Annotated in this window: 21 protein-coding genes; 15 read left to right on the top strand and 6 right to left on the bottom strand. The window is 30.8% G+C overall.

From position 1 onward, the window contains the following. Positions 1-87 precede the first annotated feature (87 nt). Positions 88-624 carry a chromate transporter gene (locus tag ACREVX_RS13925; RefSeq protein WP_431544792.1) on the bottom strand — a complete coding sequence of 179 codons (537 nt, stop codon included), beginning with the start codon at positions 622-624 and terminating at the stop codon, positions 88-90. After that, positions 625-1,161 carry a chromate transporter gene (locus ACREVX_RS13920; RefSeq protein ID WP_431544791.1) on the bottom strand — a complete coding sequence of 179 codons (537 nt, stop codon included), beginning with the start codon at positions 1,159-1,161 and terminating at the stop codon, positions 625-627. Positions 1,162-1,344: 183 nt separating this feature from the next. On the opposite strand from ACREVX_RS13920, the gene ACREVX_RS13915 reads away from it, so the two are divergent. Then, complete coding sequence (locus tag ACREVX_RS13915; protein WP_431544790.1) at positions 1,345-1,767, top strand: YaaR family protein; 423 nt, start codon at positions 1,345-1,347, stop codon at positions 1,765-1,767. A gap of 91 nt (positions 1,768-1,858) precedes the next feature. Here the strand turns inward: ACREVX_RS13915 and ACREVX_RS13910 are convergent, their stop codons facing one another. Beyond that, a complete protein-coding gene (locus ACREVX_RS13910) occupies positions 1,859-3,769 on the bottom strand; it encodes an NAD(+) synthase (protein WP_431544789.1) in 1,911 nt (636 codons plus the stop codon). 470 nt (positions 3,770-4,239) lie between these two features. Here ACREVX_RS13910 and ACREVX_RS13905 point away from each other — a divergent pair, with 470 nt between their 5' ends. Together ACREVX_RS13905 and ACREVX_RS13900 are read left to right on the top strand one after the other, a co-directional pair. Next, positions 4,240-4,668: an NfeD family protein gene (locus ACREVX_RS13905; RefSeq protein ID WP_431544788.1), complete on the top strand. Its 429-nt coding sequence runs from the start codon at positions 4,240-4,242 to the stop codon at positions 4,666-4,668. A gap of 31 nt (positions 4,669-4,699) precedes the next feature. Next, on the top strand, positions 4,700-5,716 hold the full coding sequence (locus ACREVX_RS13900; protein ID WP_431544787.1) for an SPFH domain-containing protein: 1,017 nt from the start codon (positions 4,700-4,702) through the stop codon (positions 5,714-5,716). A 19-nt stretch (positions 5,717-5,735) separates the two neighbouring features. Here ACREVX_RS13900 and ACREVX_RS13895 read toward each other — a convergent pair whose 3' ends face one another. Further along, positions 5,736-6,338: a flavin reductase family protein gene (locus ACREVX_RS13895; RefSeq protein WP_431544786.1), complete on the bottom strand. Its 603-nt coding sequence runs from the start codon at positions 6,336-6,338 to the stop codon at positions 5,736-5,738. A gap of 195 nt (positions 6,339-6,533) precedes the next feature. Between ACREVX_RS13895 and ACREVX_RS13890 the strand changes: the two genes are divergently transcribed. The 3 genes from ACREVX_RS13890 to pepF all read left to right on the top strand — a co-directional run bounded on the left by ACREVX_RS13890 (position 6,534) and on the right by pepF (position 10,170). After that, positions 6,534-6,896: a hypothetical protein gene (locus tag ACREVX_RS13890; RefSeq protein WP_431544785.1), complete on the top strand. Its 363-nt coding sequence runs from the start codon at positions 6,534-6,536 to the stop codon at positions 6,894-6,896. A gap of 332 nt (positions 6,897-7,228) precedes the next feature. Beyond that, positions 7,229-8,173, top strand: coding sequence for an alpha/beta hydrolase (locus ACREVX_RS13885; protein ID WP_431544784.1), 945 nt, complete (start codon positions 7,229-7,231; stop codon positions 8,171-8,173). A gap of 197 nt (positions 8,174-8,370) precedes the next feature. Further along, complete coding sequence (pepF, locus tag ACREVX_RS13880; RefSeq protein ID WP_431544783.1) at positions 8,371-10,170, top strand: oligoendopeptidase F; 1,800 nt, start codon at positions 8,371-8,373, stop codon at positions 10,168-10,170. Positions 10,171-10,369: 199 nt separating this feature from the next. Here the strand turns inward: pepF and ACREVX_RS13875 are convergent, their stop codons facing one another. Further along, positions 10,370-10,549, bottom strand: a complete 180-nt coding sequence (locus ACREVX_RS13875) for a helix-turn-helix domain-containing protein (RefSeq protein ID WP_431544782.1) — start codon at positions 10,547-10,549, stop codon at positions 10,370-10,372. Positions 10,550-10,920: 371 nt separating this feature from the next. Between ACREVX_RS13875 and ACREVX_RS13870 the strand changes: the two genes are divergently transcribed. Together ACREVX_RS13870 and ACREVX_RS13865 are read left to right on the top strand one after the other, a co-directional pair. After that, complete coding sequence (locus tag ACREVX_RS13870; protein WP_431544780.1) at positions 10,921-11,220, top strand: DUF2089 family protein; 300 nt, start codon at positions 10,921-10,923, stop codon at positions 11,218-11,220. Between the two features lie 5 nt (positions 11,221-11,225). Further along, positions 11,226-11,531: a hypothetical protein gene (locus ACREVX_RS13865; RefSeq protein ID WP_431544779.1), complete on the top strand. Its 306-nt coding sequence runs from the start codon at positions 11,226-11,228 to the stop codon at positions 11,529-11,531. Positions 11,532-11,682: 151 nt separating this feature from the next. Here ACREVX_RS13865 and lplA read toward each other — a convergent pair whose 3' ends face one another. Next, on the bottom strand, positions 11,683-12,663 hold the full coding sequence (lplA, locus tag ACREVX_RS13860) for a lipoate--protein ligase (RefSeq protein ID WP_431544778.1): 981 nt from the start codon (positions 12,661-12,663) through the stop codon (positions 11,683-11,685). A 181-nt stretch (positions 12,664-12,844) separates the two neighbouring features. On the opposite strand from lplA, the gene gcvT reads away from it, so the two are divergent. From gcvT to ACREVX_RS13825, 7 genes are all read left to right on the top strand, one after another. Beyond that, on the top strand, positions 12,845-13,951 hold the full coding sequence (gene gcvT, locus ACREVX_RS13855; RefSeq protein ID WP_431544861.1) for a glycine cleavage system aminomethyltransferase GcvT: 1,107 nt from the start codon (positions 12,845-12,847) through the stop codon (positions 13,949-13,951). An 11-nt stretch (positions 13,952-13,962) separates the two neighbouring features. Then, positions 13,963-14,346 carry a glycine cleavage system protein GcvH gene (gene gcvH / locus ACREVX_RS13850; protein WP_431544777.1) on the top strand — a complete coding sequence of 128 codons (384 nt, stop codon included), beginning with the start codon at positions 13,963-13,965 and terminating at the stop codon, positions 14,344-14,346. Between the two features lies 1 nt (position 14,347). Beyond that, the gene (gene gcvPA / locus ACREVX_RS13845) at positions 14,348-15,691 is read left to right on the top strand and encodes an aminomethyl-transferring glycine dehydrogenase subunit GcvPA (protein WP_431544776.1); all 1,344 of its coding nucleotides are present in this window, start codon (positions 14,348-14,350) and stop codon (positions 15,689-15,691) included. Continuing rightward, positions 15,688-17,148: an aminomethyl-transferring glycine dehydrogenase subunit GcvPB gene (gene gcvPB, locus ACREVX_RS13840; protein WP_431544775.1), complete on the top strand. Its 1,461-nt coding sequence runs from the start codon at positions 15,688-15,690 to the stop codon at positions 17,146-17,148. Before gcvPA ends, gcvPB begins: the two co-directional genes overlap by 4 nt. 25 nt (positions 17,149-17,173) lie before the next feature. Continuing rightward, on the top strand, positions 17,174-18,574 hold the full coding sequence (gene lpdA, locus ACREVX_RS13835) for a dihydrolipoyl dehydrogenase (RefSeq protein WP_431544774.1): 1,401 nt from the start codon (positions 17,174-17,176) through the stop codon (positions 18,572-18,574). A 102-nt stretch (positions 18,575-18,676) separates the two neighbouring features. After that, positions 18,677-19,438, top strand: a complete 762-nt coding sequence (gene surE, locus ACREVX_RS13830) for a 5'/3'-nucleotidase SurE (RefSeq protein ID WP_431544773.1) — start codon at positions 18,677-18,679, stop codon at positions 19,436-19,438. A gap of 200 nt (positions 19,439-19,638) precedes the next feature. Next, on the top strand, positions 19,639-21,402 hold the full coding sequence (locus ACREVX_RS13825; protein ID WP_431544772.1) for a bifunctional homocysteine S-methyltransferase/methylenetetrahydrofolate reductase: 1,764 nt from the start codon (positions 19,639-19,641) through the stop codon (positions 21,400-21,402). Positions 21,403-21,417 lie beyond the last annotated feature (15 nt).

The following is a 21,417-nucleotide window of genomic DNA, read 5'->3' as shown; positions in this document are numbered from 1 at the left end:
TAAAGTTTAATGAAATTATATAGTCACTTATATAAACAAGGAATATATAAGGGACTATATAGAAATTAAAGGCAATACATATTGATGTTATAGGGGTATCAAAGAATAAAATATAATACCCAATAAAGCTGAAATTACTATTACTAAAATGGGGTGAAGTTTATTACTAAGTAATAGTCCGAGAATTATAATCCCGATTACTACGCTCTTAACATCTTTATAGGATTCGCGCCCAAGGGACAAAAATACAGATATTATAAGACCAATCATAGCGGGCCTCATACCGGCAAGGGCTGCCTTCATTATGTAAGATTCTTTAAATTTTAAAATATAGTGGTTAGCTATGGAAACTAAGAGAAAAGAAAATGAAACAACGCCAAAGGTTGCGGCAACACTACCTAATATACCGGAAACTTTGAAACCTACAAAAGTTGCAGAATTTATTGCTATAGGGCCCGGAGTCATCTGTGATATACCAATAATATCAATAAATTCTTTGGCGGTAATCCACTTATTGTTATCTACAATTTCTCTTTGAATAATTGGAAGCATTGCATAACCTCCACCAAAGCTAAAGGCACCTATTTTTAGGAAAGATAGAAAAATTTTAATTAGTTCAGACATTTACTTCACCTTCTTTTCGAGGAATATAACCCCATATAATCCAGATATAAGTATAACTATAACAGGATGTACGTTAAAAAATGTTATACTTACAATAGTTATCAAAATTATAATAAAATTGGCATAACTCTTTTTTAAAGATTTAGATAAACTTACAACCGCTATGAGTATAAGCATTGGTACTGCAGCTGAAATTCCTTCGAAAACTAAATTTACAAAATAATAATCCCTAAATTTCATAAAGAAAACTGCAATGCATAAAATTATAAAAAATGAAGGCAAAATTACGCCCAGAAGCCCAATTATCGCTCCAAGTAAACCGCCAATTCTATAACCAATAAATATACTGCTATTAACAGCTAAGGCGCCAGGAAAAGTCTGAGAAATAACAACTATATCTAAGAAATCTTCTTTGGAAATCCATTTTTTTTTGGATACTACTTCAATTTCGATTAGTGGAATCATAGCATAACCTCCACCAAAGGTAAAAGCCCCTATTTTAAAGAAAGTAAAAAACATATTCATTATTTTTTTCATTTTGACCACCCTTAAGAATTTATTTTCTATTGTGACAAGAATTATTTTCTATTGTGACAAGAATTATTTTCTATTGTGTATATTTTTTTGCTTAAAGTTAGATATAATATATGTATATATAAGTTTAATGAAATTTAGACATAATTTTTAAATCATATAAATAAACTAGGAGGTGAATAAATTATGGAAATATCAAGGTCTAGAAGGAATTCGCCTGTTTCAACAGATAAAAAAACTTCTTCTAATAAAATGGATTTTTCCCAAAACTTTAGTTTTGCTAGGCAGCAAAAATCAGAGCAGCAACTAAAAGATATGATGGATGACATAAAAAAGAAAGGGAATAGGTTAAGTATTACAAAGTGTTTTGCTGATGTTAAAGCTTATAAAAATTTGATTAGGCAGTACTTGGATTCCGTTTTAAAACATATGTATGAGGTTAAAAGAGATATTAGTTTTTGGCAAACACAATATTTTATAACAGTGGATACAGTAGATACTAAATTAGAGGAACTTACTCAAAGTCTATTAAATGGTGAAAAAGAAAATCTGGACATTGCCAATACTGTTGATGAAATTTCAGGATTAATTGTAGATATCTACAAGTAGAGCGTAACTTAAAATAAAAACACACATATCGTGTAAAAATAAATTATAGATTTAATAATTTACACAACACGCTATGTTATTTATTAATCGATTAAAGGAACGAGTTATAACTTGCGTCAGATGGCATTCTAAGATCTCCTCTTGGAGATACACTTATAGTTCCTACTTTTGGACCATCCGGCAAAGCTGAACGTTTAAACTGTTGAGTGAAAAATCTTTTTATAAATTTATCTAACCATTTGATGATTTCTTCTTGCGTGTAATTATCTTTGAAGGCTTCTTTAGCTAAAAACAATATTTTTTTACGAGTTGCTCCTTGCCTTAAAAAATAATAAAGGAAAAAGTCGTGTAGTTCATACGGGCCTACTATATCTTCAGTTTTCTGAGTGATTTTACCACTCTTATCTGTAGGAAGAAGTTCAGGACTAACTGGAGTGTCAAGGACATCTAAAAGAATGTCTGAAACTTCTTTTGTGGTTTCTTTGTCTGATACATATTTTACTAAATATCTTACCAAAGTTTTAGGGATTGAACAGTTTACAGAGTACATTGACATATGGTCTCCATTATATGTGCACCAACCTAAAGCAAGTTCTGATAGATCTCCTGTACCTATTAATAGTCCACCTTCCTTATTGGCAAGGTCCATAAGAATTTGAGTTCTTTCTCTTGCTTGAACATTCTCATAAGTTACATCGTGTTTTTCTGCTGGATGATTTATGTCTTTAAAATGCTGGAGGCATGCCTCAACTATATTAATTTCCCTAAGCTCCGTGCCTAAATTTTTGCATAGGTTTACCGCATTCATATAGGTTCTATCGGTAGTTCCAAAACCAGGCATAGTAATAGTAATGATATTTTTTAAGGGTATTTTTAATAAATCAAAAGTTTTAACTATAACTAGTAGTGCTAAGGTTGAATCAAGTCCACCAGAAATTCCAATTATAGCTTTATTAAGACCAGTATAAGAGAATCTTTTAGCAAGGGCTGAGGATTGAATATTGAATATTTCCTTGCAACGTAGTTCACGTTTATACAAATCAGATGGAACAAAAGGATATCTATCGATCTCCCTATTAAAAATTCCGAAATTAAGACTTGAGAATTCAAAAGGAATTTCTAAAAAATCAAAAGGGCATATTGAGGTGCTGTTCCTAAAACTGGTATTTTTTAATCGTTCATTATTTAACTTGTCTATGTCTATAATAGAAGTGATAATTTCATTTTCTCTTTGAAATCTATTATTTTCTTTAAGTAACAAACCATTTTCGCTAATTAAAAGATGACCACTAAAAAGTAAATCTGTAGAGGATTCAAAAACACCACAAGATGAATATACATAAGAACACATACATCTTGCACTTTGAGATGATACTAGGGATTTCCTGTAATCCGCTTTACTAACTAATTCATTAGATGCAGAAAGGTTAGCAATTATATTTGCACCTTGAAGAGTTAAGTAGCTGCTTGGAGGAATAGTTACCCAAAGATCCTCACAAATTTCAATGCCAAATTTAATATTGCCACTGGTGAACAATAAATTTGTTCCAAAAGGGATGTTTTTTGCGAAAGAAAGATTTACCATTTTACTTATTATACCAAGACCTTCAGCAAACCATCTTTTTTCGTAAAACTCAGAGTAATTTGGAATATAGCTTTTTGGAACTATTCCTAAAACTTTGCCATCAAATATTATATAAGCACAATTATATAAATTATTATTAAAATGTAGGGGGGCGCCTACAACAATTAATATATCTTTGTTTTTAGAAAATTCACATAGAGATTTAATCGCAGCCTCAGACTTTGTAAGAAGCGCCTGTTGTAGAAATAAATCAGCACATGTGTAAGCTGTTATACAAAGCTCTGGGAAAACAATAAATTTTGAATTTTCATCGATTGCTTGATTAATGCAATTTTGTATGTTTGTTAAGTTAAATTCTATATCTGCTACATTTACAATTGGACAAGCGGCAGAAACCTTTATAAAAGAAGTTTCCAAACGTATTCACGACCTTTCTTTAGTTTTTAAATATAGTATATGCAAATATTACTTTATAAAACAGATATTTATTAAAATTATATCATTATTCAAAGCTAATTAGTAGTAAGTCTAATGATTATTTTACCATATGCTTAGTTTGGAAATTGGTAGCCTTTATAATCACTTTTATGTGAATATTAAAGCATATAGAAGAAATATGTTGGTTAGAATAAGAGTAAGGTTTAAAAGGATATAAAATATGATGAAATAAATCTTTATTAAGTTGGGAATATACACTATACTATAATAATAGTGGTATAATATTTTTTATATGTAATATTAATATATTTACATGAGTTTTAGGTAAGTTGCAATAATAAAGTTGAGCCACGGACACAATAGAACTTCAGTATAAAATGCACAAGTATACAAAAGATATATAATTTAAAAGAATATAATTTAAAATTATACTTAAAGGGGGAAATAATATGGAATGGACTCAGTTAGTATTTTGGGTAGCTGTGGCAGTAGTAGCACTATTTATTGATATTACAACTAGTAGTTTTATGTTTGTATGGTTTGCTATAGGTGCAGTAGCAGCGATACTTGCTATTGTATTTAATGCAACAATAGTTGTTCAAACGATTATATTTGCAGCGGTTACTGCTGTTTTTATGGCTGTTGGGTATCCTATAGTTAAAAAAACTATAAAGAAAACTGTTGAAAGAACTTTGACTATGGAAGAAGGATATGTGGGAAAAGAATTTAAAATAACAAAAGATGTCGATGATAAAGGAAATATTAAGTTTCAAGGTATTTATTGGACTGTGAAAAATGTGGGAGAACCTATAAAAAAAGGTGATATGGTTCAGATTACTGGTATCGAAGGAAATAGATTATTAATAGCTAAAGTGTAAGTCGCAACAAAAATATAAGGAGGAATTTGTAATGGATATTAGTATAGGAACCTTTATTGGTCTGTTTTTATTGTTATTAATTGTTGTTATGATTTTAGCATCTATTAAAATCGTTAATACTGGATCGGTGCTTTTAGTAGAAAGGTTTGGTCAGTTTCATAGGATACTTCAGCCGGGTTGGCATTTAACAATTGTATTTGCAGATTTTGTTAGAAGAAAGATTTCTACTAAGCAACAAATACTAGATATACAACCACAAAATGTTATAACTAAGGATAATGTAAATATATCAATTGATAATGTTATATTTTATAAGGTTACTGATTCAAGGGATGCAGTGTACAATATTGAGGATTATAAATCAGGTATTGTATACTCAACTATAACTAATATGAGAAATATCGTGGGAGATATGACTTTAGATGACGTACTTTCAGGAAGAGATAGAATAAATTCGAGACTTCTTGAAATTATTGATGATATTACAGATGCTTATGGAATAAAAATATTATCTGTAGAAATTAAAAATATAGTTCCACCAACTGAAATCCAAAATGCTATGGAAAAACAAATGAGAGCTGAAAGAGATAAGAGAGCATTTATACTTACAGCAGAAGGTGAAAAACAAAGCCAAATTGAAAGAGCAGAAGGACATAAACAAGCGCAAATATTAAACGCTGAAGCTGAAAAACAAGCAACTATAAGGCGTGCAGAAGGACTTAAAGAATCTCAACTTCTTGAAGCAGAAGGTAAAGCTAAAGCAATAGAGGCTATCGCAATAGCAGAAGCGGAGGCAATAAGAAAAATAAATACAGCAATTATAGAATCAGGTACTAATGAAACAGTAATAGCATTAAAACAAATAGAAGCGCTTAAAGAAATGGCTAAGGGTCCAGCTAATAAGCTTATACTTCCAAATGAAACATTGTCAAGTTTAGGTAGCATAGCAGCTATAGCTGAAATGTTAAAAATGAATAAGAACAATGAAAATATAACATTAGAAAATAAATTAACAAAAAGTGACGAAATAGAAAATAAACTAAAATAAAGAGAAAGCCTGAGTAAAATCAGGCTTTCTTTTTATTTTTTGAACGAGATTTATTATTTTTTTTCTGAACTGAATAACCAAATTTGCCTAGTGGAGTAGAATTTACACTAAAATACTCTCCATGTGAATAAGTAATAAGATCGGCTTTTTCAAAATGAATTTTACCATTAGCATCTATTAAGCTGTTATCGACATGGGTATTAACAATTTCAGCTAAAAATAAATCGTGGGTACCTAAAGGAGTAATGCTTTTGACCTTGCACTCTAAAGATATAGAGCAGTCAGAGATTAGAGGCGCTATTACATCCTTGCCATCTTCAATCGTAAAATTCATTTCGCTGATTTTATCTATTTGTTTTCCAGAGCGTACCCCACAATAATCAACCTGGCGAACTAACCTAGAATTAGGAAGATTAACTACAAAGTCACCACTTTCTTTTATATTGTCATAGGAAAGTCTTTCAGGTCTTATGGCTACGGTAATCATTGGCGGTTTAGTACAAGCCATGCCTATCCATCCTACTGTAAAAACATTTACTTTACCTTCTTTATTCTTTGAGGTAATTAATACTACAGGAACGGGATTTAACATCGCACTGCCTTTAAATATAGTTTTTGTCATTTAGTTCACCCCTATATATTTAACATGCCACGTTCGGTATGTTTTACTTTTGTATAACATTCTCCATTATACAATAACTTAAAAGAATTATACAGGTGTGATTTAAGCGATATATACATGTAAAATTTAAAGTAGTAATAATTTTATGATAATATGGTATAATAAGTATATATTAATATAGGTGTGGTGATGATTATGACTATAGTAGGGAAAATAATATATGGTGCTGGAAAAGTAATTGGGAATACTGCTGGATATGGTATTGAAGCAACGGGTAATGTTATATCTTCTATAGCGGATATTTCAGGTAAAGAGAAATTAGCGCTTAACGCCAAGAAATATAGCAAGGTAGCATCTGGGCTGACTTTAAAAACTTCAAAAATAACAGCAGCAGTGGCTGCAGTTATAGCAGACATAACTATTGAGGCAACTATAAAAACTGCAAAATATATTGCTGAAAATGCTGTGGAAACAAATGTACGCATTTATGGTGAATCAGAAAAATTTTACGATAAAGACAAATATATAGAAGTTGAGTATAAAGTTATGGAGAAATAATAATATATATGTTAAAATATGTAAAAAAATATACTTTATTGTAATAATATTTTTTAAATTATTTTATATTACTTTCCAAATACATATTTTAGTGATATAATTTAAGTAAGAGTAAATATGAAACAACATGAAATATTGCTAAAGAAATGAGATCCACACTAGCAAGCCTATTTTAAAGATAGACTTATTCGGTGTGGTTTTTTTGTTTTAGCTTATATATATATATATAAAATTAAATATTTTTATAATGTAACATTTACGAATTAATATAGGAAATAGTGGTATAAAATTATAGTATAGAATATTAAATAAAATAAATGGGGGATGAGATTGTGATTTCACAAAATTTTATATTTAAAGGTAAGGGTAATTTAGAGATATTTACATATAAATGGTTACCTAATGAGCATGAAGAAGTAAAGGGAGTAGTACAGATAGCGCATGGTATGGCAGAAACAGCAGCTAGGTATGAGAACTTTGCAAGTACATTAACAAAAGATGGTTTTATTGTTTATGCTAACGACCATAGAGGACACGGGAAAACAGTAGGACAAGTTGAAAGATTAGGGGACTTAGGTGAAGATAGTTTTAATTCAATGGTTGAAGATATGCATAGCCTAAATAAGATTATTAAAGAAGAAAATCCTAATTTGCCTGTATTTTTATTTGGTCATAGTATGGGGTCTTTTTTATCTCAAAGGTATGTTTGCTTATATTCAGGTGAACTAAATGGTGCTATTATTACAGGAACTTGTGGCGCCCGGGGTATTATCTTAGATATAGGATTGTTAATAGTAAAAACAGAAATTAAAAAGGTTGGTAGAAATGGGAGAAGTGATAAATTAGGTAAATTAATTTTTGGGGGCTATGACAGAGCCTTCAAACCCTGTAGGACAGCTTATGATTGGTTAAGTAGTGATAACAAAGAAGTAGATAAATATATAAATGATCCGTTTTGTGGGTCATCTTTTACAGCGGGATTTTTCTGTGATTTTTTAAGTGGACTTAAAAGTGCAGAAAACGATACTGAGATTAAAAATATAAGCATAGATTTGCCTATTTACATATTTGCAGGTGATAAAGATCCAGTAGGAAAGAATGGTAAGGGTGTTTTAAAATTGGTTAAGACTTATAGAAAACATGGAATTAAGGATTTAGTTTATAAATTTTATAAAGGTGGACGTCATGAGATGCTAAATGAAATTAATAAAGAAGAAGTGATAGAGGATGTAATAAAGTGGCTTAACGCCCATAAAAATAAATATATTGGAATATAAACAAGCAAATGGTTATATACTAGACATATCGTAATTTAGAAATAAATGGAGTGTGTTACAATTTACAGCCTTATTAGATTATAGATATACATTTCACAATAATACATCCACAAATATATGGTAATATAGTTATAATATATTAAATTAAAATCTACATAAGGAGATTTTAAATTCAAAAAAGAAAGAAGGAAAGTTTAGTGAGTGAAGTTAAAAAACTTAAAAAAAGAGACGAAATTGATAGTAAGTATAAGTGGAACGTTGAAAAGCTTTATGAGAATTCCCAGGTGTGGGAGAAGGATTTTGAAATATTAAAATCGAAAGCTCCAGAAATGGAGAGATACTCTGGAAAACTAGGCAAAGCTGAGGAGCTATTATCATTTTTAGAAAGCAATGTAGACATTGAAAGACTATTAGATAAATTGCTTGTATATGCACATTTAAGAGGTGATGAGGATACAGGTAATGCTAAATTTCAAGTCCTTAAAAATAAGATTGATTCATATGGGGCAGAAGTTTCTAGCTTTACAGCTTTTTTTATTCCTGAACTATTATCATTACCAGAGGGAGCTGTAGACGAGGCAATAGCTAAAATTCCAAAGCTCAAAGCATATGAATTTTATCTAAAAGATATCTTAGATCAAAAGGATCATACCTTAAGTGCAGAAGGAGAAAAACTTTTGGCATCTGTTAGTGACTGCTTAAGCGCCCCGGGAAATATATTTGGAATGCTTACAAATGCTGATATGACATTTCCATGTATAAAAGATGAAAAAGGTAATGAGATTGAATTAACTGAAGGAAATTACAGCAATTTTATAAAATCAAAGGATAGAAGAGTAAGGAAAGATGCATTTGAAACATTATTTAAAACCTATAAAGGATTTAGTAATACTTTAACAACATCTTTAACATCTTCAATAAAGAATTTTATATTTAATGCAAAAACAAGGAATTACTCCTGTGCTTTAGAAAGTTCTTTAAAGCCTAACAACATTCCACTCGGCGTATATGAAAATGTGGTGGATACTATAAATGATAATTTACCATCGCTTCATAAATACGTAACCCTTAAAAAGAAATTGTTAGGGCTTGATGAAATCCATATGTATGATTTATATGTGCCAATAGTTGAAGCAGAAGAAAATCATATTGAGTATGAAGATGCTGTTAAGATAGCATTAGAAGGTATTAAACCATTGGGTCAAGAGTATTTAGGTATATTCAAAGAAGGAATTAACGAAGGTTGGGTAGATGTATTTCAAAACAAGGGCAAACGATCGGGAGCATATTCTTGGGGCTGCTTTGATAGTATGCCATACGTACTTCTAAATTATAATTATCAATTAAACGATGTGTCTACACTGGCTCATGAGATGGGACACTCTATTCATTCATATTATTCAAGGAAAAACCAACCATATATATATTCAGGATACGAGTTGTTTTGTGCCGAAGTGGCATCTATAACTAATGAATGTTTATTAATAGATCATTTAATTAAAAATGAGAGTGATAAGAAGAAAAGGTTGTTTTTAATCAATCAGCAATTAGAAGGAATAAGAACTACAGTATTTAGGCAGTGTATGTTTGCAGAATTTGAGAAGATAACTCATGAAAAGATTGAACAGGGGTGTCCATTATCTCCAGAAGATTTATGTGAAATATATCATGAGTTAAATGTGAAATATTTCGGACCGGATATGGTTGTAGATGATGGGATAGATATGGAATGGTCAAGAATTCCTCATTTTTACAATGATTTTTATGTGTATCAGTATACTACTGGTTTTGCAGCCGCTAATTCTTTCAGTAAAATGATAGTAGAAGAGGGCGAGAGTGCTGTAGAAAGATATATAGGATTTTTAAAGAGTGGTGGAAGTGACTATCCAATAAACATACTTAAAAAAGCTGGGGTAGATATGACATCACCAAAACCTTTAGAAGATACTATAAGAAGATTTGACGAATTATTAGAGATGCTTGAGAAAGAAATATAAGAAAAGAAAGGTATAAAGTTTCTCCTTAGTGCCTTTCAACCGAACTTAAAACTTGAAATTAAATTAAGAAATTCTAATGTTTTTGCGTCTCTTGTTGAAAGTCACTCCAGAGAAATTTCATACTTAATTCTCGGTTGATATAATTATAAAAGATTTAGAGTTACAAAGTAACTGGGGATTAATATTCGAAATAGACCAATTAATCAATGGTCACATCATATATTTTAGATAAATATATTAGCTTATCCATTTCTGGATAAGCTATTCCAGTTTCCCATTTAGATATAGCCTGTCTGCTTATTCCACATTTTTCTGCTAAAAACTCCTGTGAATATTCTTTTACTTTCCTAAGCGATTGTAATTTTTCAGAAGTATTCATATCATTCCCTCCTTAAATTGTTTTGATGACTTAATTATAGATTTTAACTCAAAATACTACCACCAACTATGGTTTGCATTTGTCAACCGTTGGTTGCAATTACAGGTAAATGAGTACAATATGTTTCATAAGTTTTCATCCAAGGTAATACATGATTTTTTATAGGTATGGACTAATTATTATTTATTATTATTTAATTTATATACTAAGGATAACATTAATTCCAAATATAATTATTATTTATAAATATAATTATAAAAATACATAATATCAAAAACAATGATTGACTTTAACAATGTTAAATATTATACTTAATATTATTAAGAAATATATTTAATAAAGTACAAATAAAGTTAAGGTGTGATGTTAAGATGCCAATAAATGTAGTGCCAGATTGGTTGGTTAATTTGGATGATGAAGATGTAAGTTTTATAAAGAAGTTTATAATGTCTTCAGGGTCTCTAAAAGAAATCGCAGGTATTTATGAGGTGACCTATCCAACGGTAAGACTTAGATTAGATCGTTTAATTCAAAAAATACGAATATCAGAGGATACTACAAATGAGCCTTTTGTTTCACTTATAAAGAAGTTGGCAATAAATGAAAAGTTAGATTTTGATACTGCTAAAATTTTAATTTCAGAGTACAAAAAAACAAAAAAAGGAGATTGATTAAGATGCCAATAAAAACTCTAATACTTTTGGTAGGAATTATTATACTACAAATATTTTTATCAAAAAGAGAAAACAAATGGCTTGGTTTAATATTGCCAGCAGTAAATGTTATGTTCTCTATTATTGCAGTTTTAGGTATGGCTTTTTTTGAAAAGCCATCAATTGCTGAAATTATTCTACAAGTTATTATGTTGTTTTTAATATGGAATATTTCAACAGCCATTTTAATTGCTATATATTATTCATGTCGTGAAAAATTAAAGAAGAAAAAAGAAATAGATAAAATGAATATTCAAGATTTACATTAATAAAAAATTATGTATATGAATATTTCATCTCCGTATTATTAATTTTTATAATTATAATTAATCGCTACAAAAGACCTTTTATATCTAACAATATAGAAGGTCTTTTGTTTTTTCATTTATCTTATACTCAACAAAATGCTATTTAAAATTTTTAAAACATACAACTTAAAATATCTTCTATAACTGCATTCGAAAAATAATCAGGGATATTAAAGGTTGAAAGTAATTTTTTTACTTCTAAGTATTCGTGATTTACACCTATAAGTCTAGCCTCTATATCTGAAACATCGAGTTTGCTAAAGAAATCGCCATACAATTTAACATCTTTTATTACTCCATGAGTTACTTCCATGTTACATTCAATTGTTCCAAATGGAAATTTTACTTCATTTATAAAATTATATTTTGGAGAATTACCGAAATTCCATTCCCAAGTAGAATATTTTTGAGCTACAAGCTTATTTATATTATCTAAATCATAGTTAGTAAATTCATACAAGGTGTTTGAACTATTCTGGGTAAGAATATAGTCCATAATTAGAGATTTAAAATCCTCTATAGACAGTGGGTATTTTAAGTGGGCGCTTATATTAGTTACTCTGCTTAATACAGATTTAATACCTTTACCCTCAAATTTTAAAGGCTTAGATTGTAATGCTTTTGATAAATCAGTAATATCTGACGCGAAAAGCAGGGTTCCATGATGAAGAACTCTGTTTTTATAATTATATTGTGCATTGCCTGAGAATTTTTTACCTTCGATAGTTAGATCATTTCTTCCGCTAAACTCAGCATTTATGTTAAGCGATTCTAAGATTTTTAGAATGGGTAATGTGAATTTTTGAAAATTATTAAAATTTCCATAGCTACCGTTTTTTATAAAGGTGAAATTCAAATTGCCTAAATCATGAAAGACAGTGCCTCCACCAGATAATCTTCGCACCACGGGAATATTGTTTGTGCTTACATAATCTAGGTTAATTTCTGATAAAGTGTTTTGATTTTTCCCTACTATAATACTTGGCTTATTACGCCAAAGCATAAAGCAGTCTTCATTAAACTCCTTAAGCATATATTCTTCCAAGGCCAAGTTAAAATAAGGATTAGTATTTGTGTTATTTATATAAAGCATAATAGCCCCCCGTATTAAATTTTTTAATTAACACTAATTGTATATAGTTAATTAAATTATATATTATAAATAAACATAATATATATAAAATTTGATGAAATATAATTATATATTTTTATGTTTTATATCTTTTTTCAGATTGCTACGCATATATTTTACAAAAACGCATGGGGGAAGTATGATGGATAATTTAAAAATAACGCCTTTATACAATGCTTATAAACAATACGGTGGAAAAATTATAGAATTTGCTGGTTGGGCAATGCCTTTGCAATATGAGGGGATAATTAATGAACATGAGGCTGTAAGAAATGCAGCTGGACTTTTCGATGTTTCACACATGGGAGAAGTAGAGATAAGAGGAGCGGATGCCACTAAGTTTCTTCAAAATCTGGTGACAAATGATATATCAGTACTTAAAGATAATCAAATTTTGTATACTTTAATGTGTTATGAAAATGGTGGAATAGTCGATGACCTTTTAGTATATAAGTTTTCTGATGAACATTTTTATCTTGTTATAAATGCATGTAATATAGAGAAAGACTTCTTATGGATGTTTAAAAGCTCGGATATATATGATGTTGAAATTACTAATTCATCATGGAATATTGCACAGATTGCTATTCAAGGACCAAAAGCACAAAAAATACTTCAAAAAATATCAGATAAAGATTTAAATGATATTAAATTTTTTAATTTTAATAGTGATGTTCATTTAGATGGCATAAAATGTATTGTATCGAGAACTGGGTATACAGGTGAGGATGGATTTGAAATATATACTCAAATAGATAAAATAGAAAAATTATGGCATAAACTACTTAATATAGGTGCCATAGAAGGTCTTAAACCTGCTGGGCTTGGCTGCAGAGATACTTTAAGATTCGAAGCTTGTTTGCCTTTATATGGGAATGAAATATCAAAAGATATTACGCCACTAGAAGCTGGACTTTCTTATTTTGTGAAACTTCAAAAACATGAGTTTATAGGAAAAAATGCTCTTTTAAAGCAACAGAGTGAAGGCCTTAAAAGGAAATTAGTTGGTGTTGAAATGAAAGATAGAGGAATTCCCAGACATGGATATGAAGTTACCATGCTTGGTAGAAAGATTGGTTTTGTAACAACAGGATATTCATCACCTACAATAAAGAAGAATATAGGACTTGCTTTAATAGATTCTAAATATAGCCAATTAGGAACAGAAATAGAAATAGAGATTAGGGGTAAGTCGTTAAAGGCTGAGGTTATAAATAAAAATTTCTATAAAAATAATTATAAAAAATAGGAGGATTTTAAATGGAAACATTAAAAGAGTTATTTTATACTAAAGGGCATGAGTGGATAATGGTTAAAGGAAATAAGGCATACGTGGGGATTTCTGATTTTGCTCAACATGCATTAGGTGATATTGTTTTTGTTGAGCTTCCAGAGGTTGATGAAAAGTTTGCAGTGGGGGATGCGTTTGGAGTCATTGAGTCTGTTAAAGCTGCTTCTGATTTGTGCATTCCTATAAGTGGAAAGGTTTTAGAAAGTAATCAGGCTATAGTAGATAATCCAGTGCTTGTAAATGAAGAATGTTATGAAAGTTGGATGATTCTTGTAGAAATCACAAATAAGGTTGAATTAGAAGATCTTATGAACGAAGAACAATATAAAGAATATTGTAGTAAGGAGAAATAATATGTTTCCATATATTCCGAATACTTTAGAAGATGAGTCATCGATGCTTAAACAAATTGGGGTTTCCTCTGTAGAGAAATTATTCGAAGATATACCAGGCGATATTAAATTAAATAGGGAACTAAATATAAATCCATCAATGTCAGAACTAGAGGTTCAAAAGCAAGTTAAATGCCTATCCAGTAAAAATAAAAGTACTGAGGAGTTAGTTTGTTTTTTAGGAGCTGGAGTTTACGATCATTATATACCTTCTATAATAAAGCATTTGGTTTCAAGATCAGAATTTTATACGTCATATACGCCTTATCAACCAGAGATAAGCCAAGGGACGCTTCAGGCTATCTTTGAATATCAAACACTTATATGCAGTCTAACAGGACTAGATGTTGCTAATGCATCTATGTATGATGGTTCTACGTCATGCGCTGAAGCAGCTTTTATGGCGACGGAGTACACTAAAAGAAAAACAATTATTGTATCTAAAAGTGTGCATCCTCAGATAAGAAAAGTTCTTGAAACTTATATGAAATTTAAAGGAATCGAGCTAATACTTGTGGATATAAAGGATGGAGTTACTGATACTATAAAGTTAAAAGAACTTGTAGATAATAAAGTTGCAGGAGTCATAGTTCAAAATCCGAATTTCTTTGGAATTATTGAAGATATGACAGAGGCCGAAAAGATTACTCATGATAATAAAGCGCTTTTAATAATGAGTGTAGACCCTATATCTCTTGCTATATTAAAAACTCCAGGAGAAATAGGGGCAGATATTGTAGTAGGAGAAGGGCAGTCTCTTGGAATCCAAATGAATTTTGGTGGGCCATATTTGGGGTTTATGGCAACTACAACAAAACTTATGAGAAAAGTACCAGGAAGAATTGTTGGGCAGACAGTTGATGTTGATGGAAAAAGAGCCTTTGTATTAACGCTTCAAGCTAGGGAACAACATATAAGAAGGGAAAGAGCAACTTCAAATATATGTTCAGACCAAACTTTAAACGCTATAGCTGCTGCAATTTATCTCACAACTATGGGAAAGCAGGGATTAAAAGAGGTGGCATATCAAAGCATGTTAAAGGCACATTATGCATTTAATGAAATTATAAAGAGTGAAAAATATAATGCAGTATTTAATAAACCTTTCTTTAAGGAATTTATGATTGAGGCTACCCAAAGCGTTAATGTTATTAATGATTTATTATTAGAAAAGAACATAATTGGTGGATATGATATAGAGGTAGATTATCCGGAATATAAAAACACTTTATTACTTTGCGTTACAGAGAAAAGAACAAAACCAGAAATGGATAAGCTGGTAAGTGTTTTGGAGGAGATAAAATGAAGGAATACAATAAATTAATATTTGAAATATCAAAAGAAGGTAGATGTGCTTATAAATTACCTGCTTGCGATGTTGCAAATATAGATATTAGTGAAATGGTACCAGAGTATTTACTAAGTAAAAAAAATTTATTTCTTCCACAAGTAAGCGAAGTAGATGTTATAAGGCATTATACTTTATTATCTAATAAAAATTATGGGGTAGATAGTGGGTTTTACCCTTTGGGTTCTTGTACTATGAAATATAATCCTAAAATCAATGAAGATATGGCGAGTGTTCCATCATTTACTCAGATTCATCCTTATCAAAACGAAAAGACTATTCAAGGATCCCTACAATTAATGTATGAACTTTCAGAGAAATTAGCTGAGATATCAGGAATGGATCAGGTTTCACTTGCACCCTCAGCAGGGGCTCATGGTGAGCTTACTGGCCTTATGATTATAAAGGCTTTTCATGAGAATAAAGGTGATTTTAATAGAAAAAAAATAATAGTTCCAGATTCAGCTCATGGAACTAATCCGGCAAGTGCTAGTGTGGCAGGGTTTGAGATTATAGAAATTAAATCTAATGATAAGGGCGGAGTAGACATAGATAGTCTAAGATCATCATTAAGTGATGAAGTAGCAGGGTTAATGCTAACAAATCCAAACACCTTAGGCTTATTTGATGAGAATATTAAAGAAATATCAAACCTAGTGCATGATGCTGGTGGGATTGTATATTATGATGGAGCAAATCTAAATGCAATTATGGGTAAAGCAAGGCCAGGAGATATGGGGTTTGATGTTGTTCATATGAATCTCCATAAAACATTTTCAACGCCACATGGTGGCGGTGGACCTGGAAGTGGGCCGGTAGGAGTTAAAAAAGATCTTATAGAATATTTACCTGTTCCGATAATAGAAAAAGAAGGTAAAAAATTTATTCTAAGTTATGATAAACCATTATCTATTGGGAGGATAAAGAGTTTTTACGGTAATTTCGGTGTGCTTATACGTGCATATTCTTATATACTTTCTATGGGGGCTGCTGGACTAAAAAAGGCGAGTGAAATGGCAGTGCTTAATGCAAATTATATGAAAAGTAGATTAAAGGATTATTATTATTTACCACACGTGCGAGTTTGCAAACATGAATTTGTGTTAGGAGGTTTAAAAAATGCAATAGGTGAGGTAACTACATTAGATATTGCTAAGAGGCTTTTAGATTATGGCTATCATCCACCAACAATTTATTTTCCAAGCATTGTGGAGAATGCAATTATGATAGAACCTACGGAAACGGAAAGTATTGAAACTATGGATGCTTTTATTGAAGTTATGATTAATATTTCAAAGGAAGCAAGAGAAAACCCGCAGCTTTTAAAGAATGCACCATATAATACTCCTGTTAGAAGGCTCGATGAAGTTTCTGCGGCTAGAAATCCGATTCTAAAATATACTAAAATGGTTTAGATAAGGTATATAGGGGGTGAAAGTTGTGGACAGGGATATAATTATTATTGGGGGAGGTCCTGGGGGGTATGTAGCTGCAATTCGAGCAGCTAGGCTTGGGGCTAATGTTTGCATTATAGAAAAAGGCGAGTTGGGTGGAACGTGTTTAAACAGAGGATGTATACCTACAAAGGCGCTTTACAGGAATGCTGAAATTTTGAATAGTTTAAAAAATATTAACGAATTTGGAATAGTGGTGGATAGTTACAGCATTAATGTAGAAGATATTCAAAATAGAAAAGATAAGATAGTTAGCAATTTAGTTTGTGGGGTTCAGCAATTATTAAAAGCTAACAATGTGGAGATAATTTTAGGCACTGCTTCTTTAAAAAATAAAAATACAGTTTCAATCGTACTTGAAAATGGGGACTTAAGAGAAATAACAGGGAAAAATATAATTATTGCAACTGGTTCCATTCCAGCAATGCCTAATATACCAGGTATAAATCTTCCTGGAGTATTTACTAGTGAGTCAATATTAAAGTTTAAAAAAGTGCCTAATAGCTTGATAATTATTGGTGGTGGGGTTATCGGCATGGAATTTGCAGGGATATTTAATGCACTAGGATCAAAGGTAACCGTCATAGAATTTCTACCTAGCATTCTTGCTCAAGTGGATTCGGATTTAACAAAAAGACTTGCCTTATCACTTAAAAGAAAAGGCATAGATATTAATGTTTCTACAAAGGTTATTAGTATTGAAAAATATGGTGAAAAGGTGATTATTACTGCTGAAGGTAAAAATGGAGAAATAAAGTACGCTGCAGACAATGTACTGGTATCTGTTGGACGAATACCCGCTATTGAAGGACTTAATGTGGATAACTTGGGTATATTGCATAATAAAAATGTTATAATTGTGGATAAAAATTATAGAACTAATATCCCGAATATATATGCTATTGGAGATGTAAATGGGAAAAATATGCTTGCTCACGCTGCATCTCGTCAAGGTAAAAATGTAGTTGAAAGCATTATGGGATGTTTAACTTCTTGCACAAGCGCTATAATACCAAGTTGCATTTTTGTATTCCCAGAGATTGCATGTGTAGGGTTAACAGAAAATGAAGTCAAAGAAAAAGCAGTAGAGTATAAAACGAGTAAGTTTTTATTTGGGGCAAATGGTAAGGCATTAGCATTAGGAGAGGGAGCGGGACTAGTAAAGGTTATATCAACACTTGACAACAAAATTATTGGAGTACACATAATGGGGCCTCATGCATCAGACTTAATTCATGAAGGATCTATGGCTATAAATAATAACATGAATGTAGATGATATAGCAAGGCTTATCCATGCCCATCCTACTTTGTCTGAAGCTTTTGAAGAAGCTGTACTAGGGCTCAAGGGCGAAGCTATTCATATGATGCCTACTAAAAACAGGTGAAGTAATTGTTATTATATTAAAATCTTTTGTATCTCACTGAACCATGTTTTGTTATAATAAAATTAATTAATAATATGTTAGTAAATGATTGGGGGAATAAAAATGAGATTGCTGATTACAAACGACGATGGTATAAATGCAAAAGGAATATATGCTTTAGCTAAGGAACTTGAAAAGAATCATGAAGTAATCATCGTAGCACCAAATTCAGAGCGAAGTGCGTGTGGGCATTCAATAACACTTACAAGGCCACTTGTTGTGAGAGAAATGAAGCTTGCCGGATTAAAGTCAAAAGCTTTCAGCGTTGATGGAACACCTGCTGATTGTGTAAAAATTGCAATTAATAAGCTTGTTAATGATAAGATAGATATGGTAGTATCAGGAATTAATAAGGGGTTAAATTTAGGCACAGATGTCCTATATTCTGGTACAGTTTCTGCAGCTATTGAAGGAACTATTTATGAAATACCGGCTATGGCGATTTCTATGGAAATTTTGCAAAATACTGAAAATGAGGAAAGTTATGAAATGGCAGCGAAATATGCTGGTCAAATACTGCTAAAGGCTAAAGAAAATAATATTGGAAATAATATTGTATTGAATGTGAATATTCCCATGCTAAAGCAGAATGAGATAAAGGGAATTAAAGTATGTAAAGTTGGCAGTAGATTGTATAACAATACTTATATACAATCAATTGTAGGAAATAATGAGACTCAGTATAAAATTAAAGGTGAATTAATAGATAAACATGAGCAACATTCAGACACAATATATCACAAAGAGGGATATGTTACGGTGACTCCACTTCATTATGATTTAACTAATTATAAAATATTAAATGCGGTTAGTCAGTGGTTCTAAGGAAAGTTTAGTGGTATAATTATAAAAAAATAACCAGGAAAATTTAATCTTTTTATGATTAGTTTTCGCTGGTTTTTATTATTTTGATATATAATATTATATATAGATTAATGTTCTGTTATTTGATATGATTAGTCTAAATATAATTTCGTGGTTTAAAAGAAAATTAGATAATTTTATTTTGAGGGAGGTGGAAATATATGAATATTAAAGGTAAGCCATTAATTTTTGATGGTGCAATGGGCACATATTATGCAAGTATTTGTAAAGATCCATTATCTAAATGCGAACTTGCAAATATTTATGATAGAAATACCATACTGAATATACATAAGGAATATATAAATGCAGGTTCTAGGGCCATTAGAACTAATACATTTGAAGCTAATAAAATTAGCCTTGAATGTGATTTTGACACAGTTAAAGAGGTTATTGTGAAAGGTTATGAAATAGCTAAGGAGGCCTCACGTGGCACTGATGTTTTAGTTTTTGCAGATATTGGTCCAATCCCATTTTTAGAAATGCTAGATTTATGGGATGCATTTAAGGAAATAGTAGATGTATATTTAGATCTAGGAGCAACACATTTCATATTTGAAACATTTAGTAGTGATGAGTATCTTCCTGAGATTTCAAGGTATATTAAAGAGAAAAATCCGAATGCATATATTTTAATGGAATTTGCTGTTTCGCCAGAAGGTATTACAAGGATTGGTAGATCTGGTGAAAAGTTTATAGAGAAAATTTCAAAGATGAAAACTATAGATGCATGTGGATTTAACTGTTTTTCTGGGCCGTATCACTTACTAAAATACATTAAAACTCTTAATATAGAAAATAAAACCATATCGATTATGCCAAACTCCGGGTATCCGACAATAGTAAATAATCGTACTACTTTCAATAATACTAAAGAATATTTTGCTTTGCAAATGATAGAAATAGCCAAAGAAGGTGTTGCTATTTTAGGGGGTTGTTGTGGTACAACCCCGGAATTTATTAGGGAAACTGTTGAAAATATCGAAAGGTTATCAATGGGCGAAATTATTCCAAGGGTGAAAGTTCAGAAAACTAAGATTGAGAAATTGATTGTTAAAAACCTTCTTTTAGAAAAAATCAGGATTGGTAAAAAAATTATTGCGGTAGAATTAGATCCACCACTTGACACAGAAATAGACTTTTTTATGAATAGTGCTAAAACTCTTAATGAGCAAGGGGTAGATGCTATAACCATCGCAGATTGCCCAATTGCAAGAGTAAGGGTAGATAGTAGCTTGCTAGCTTGTAAGTTAAAAAGAGAACTGGGCATAACAACTATTCCTCATATGACATGCCGTGATAGAAACATTAATGCAACAAAAGCGCTTCTTTTAGGGCTAAGCATTGAGGGGATAAATAACGTTTTAGTGGTAACTGGGGACCCGGTGCCTACGGCACAGCGCGATGAGGTTAAGGCAATGTTCAGTTTTAATTCTGCAATACTTGCAAGTTATATAACTAATTTAAATGAAAAAACATTTAAAGCTCCATTTAATATCTGCGCAGCTTTAAATTTAAATGCTATAAATTTTGATAGCCAACTATTGCATGCAAGAAAGAAAATAGAAAATGGAGTTACTATGTTTTTAACGCAGCCCATTTTATCAAAGCAAGCTGTAGAAAATTTAAAACTAGCACATGCTGAGTTGCCTGCTAAAATTCTAGGTGGAATTTTTCCCATTGTAAGTTATAAAAATGCTTGCTTTATGAATAATGAAATATCAGGGATAAATGTTTCAGAGGAAATTATGGATCAATACAAGGATATTTCAAAAGAAGAAGCGAGCATTTTAGCAGTTAAAATATCTACTGATATTGCACAGGAAATCTATCCTTATGTAGATGGATATTATCTTATGACCCCGTTTAAAAGAATAGATATTATTTCTGAGATTGTTAAGAATATAGGAAATATTAATAAGTGATGAAACTAACTTATT

Source organism: Clostridium sp. (assembly GCF_050717545.1).
GTDB lineage: Bacteria > Bacillota > Clostridia > Clostridiales > Clostridiaceae > Clostridium_AD.
The sequence above is the reverse complement of the archived record's forward strand: the minus strand, read 5'-3'. Positions and strand labels throughout refer to the sequence as shown.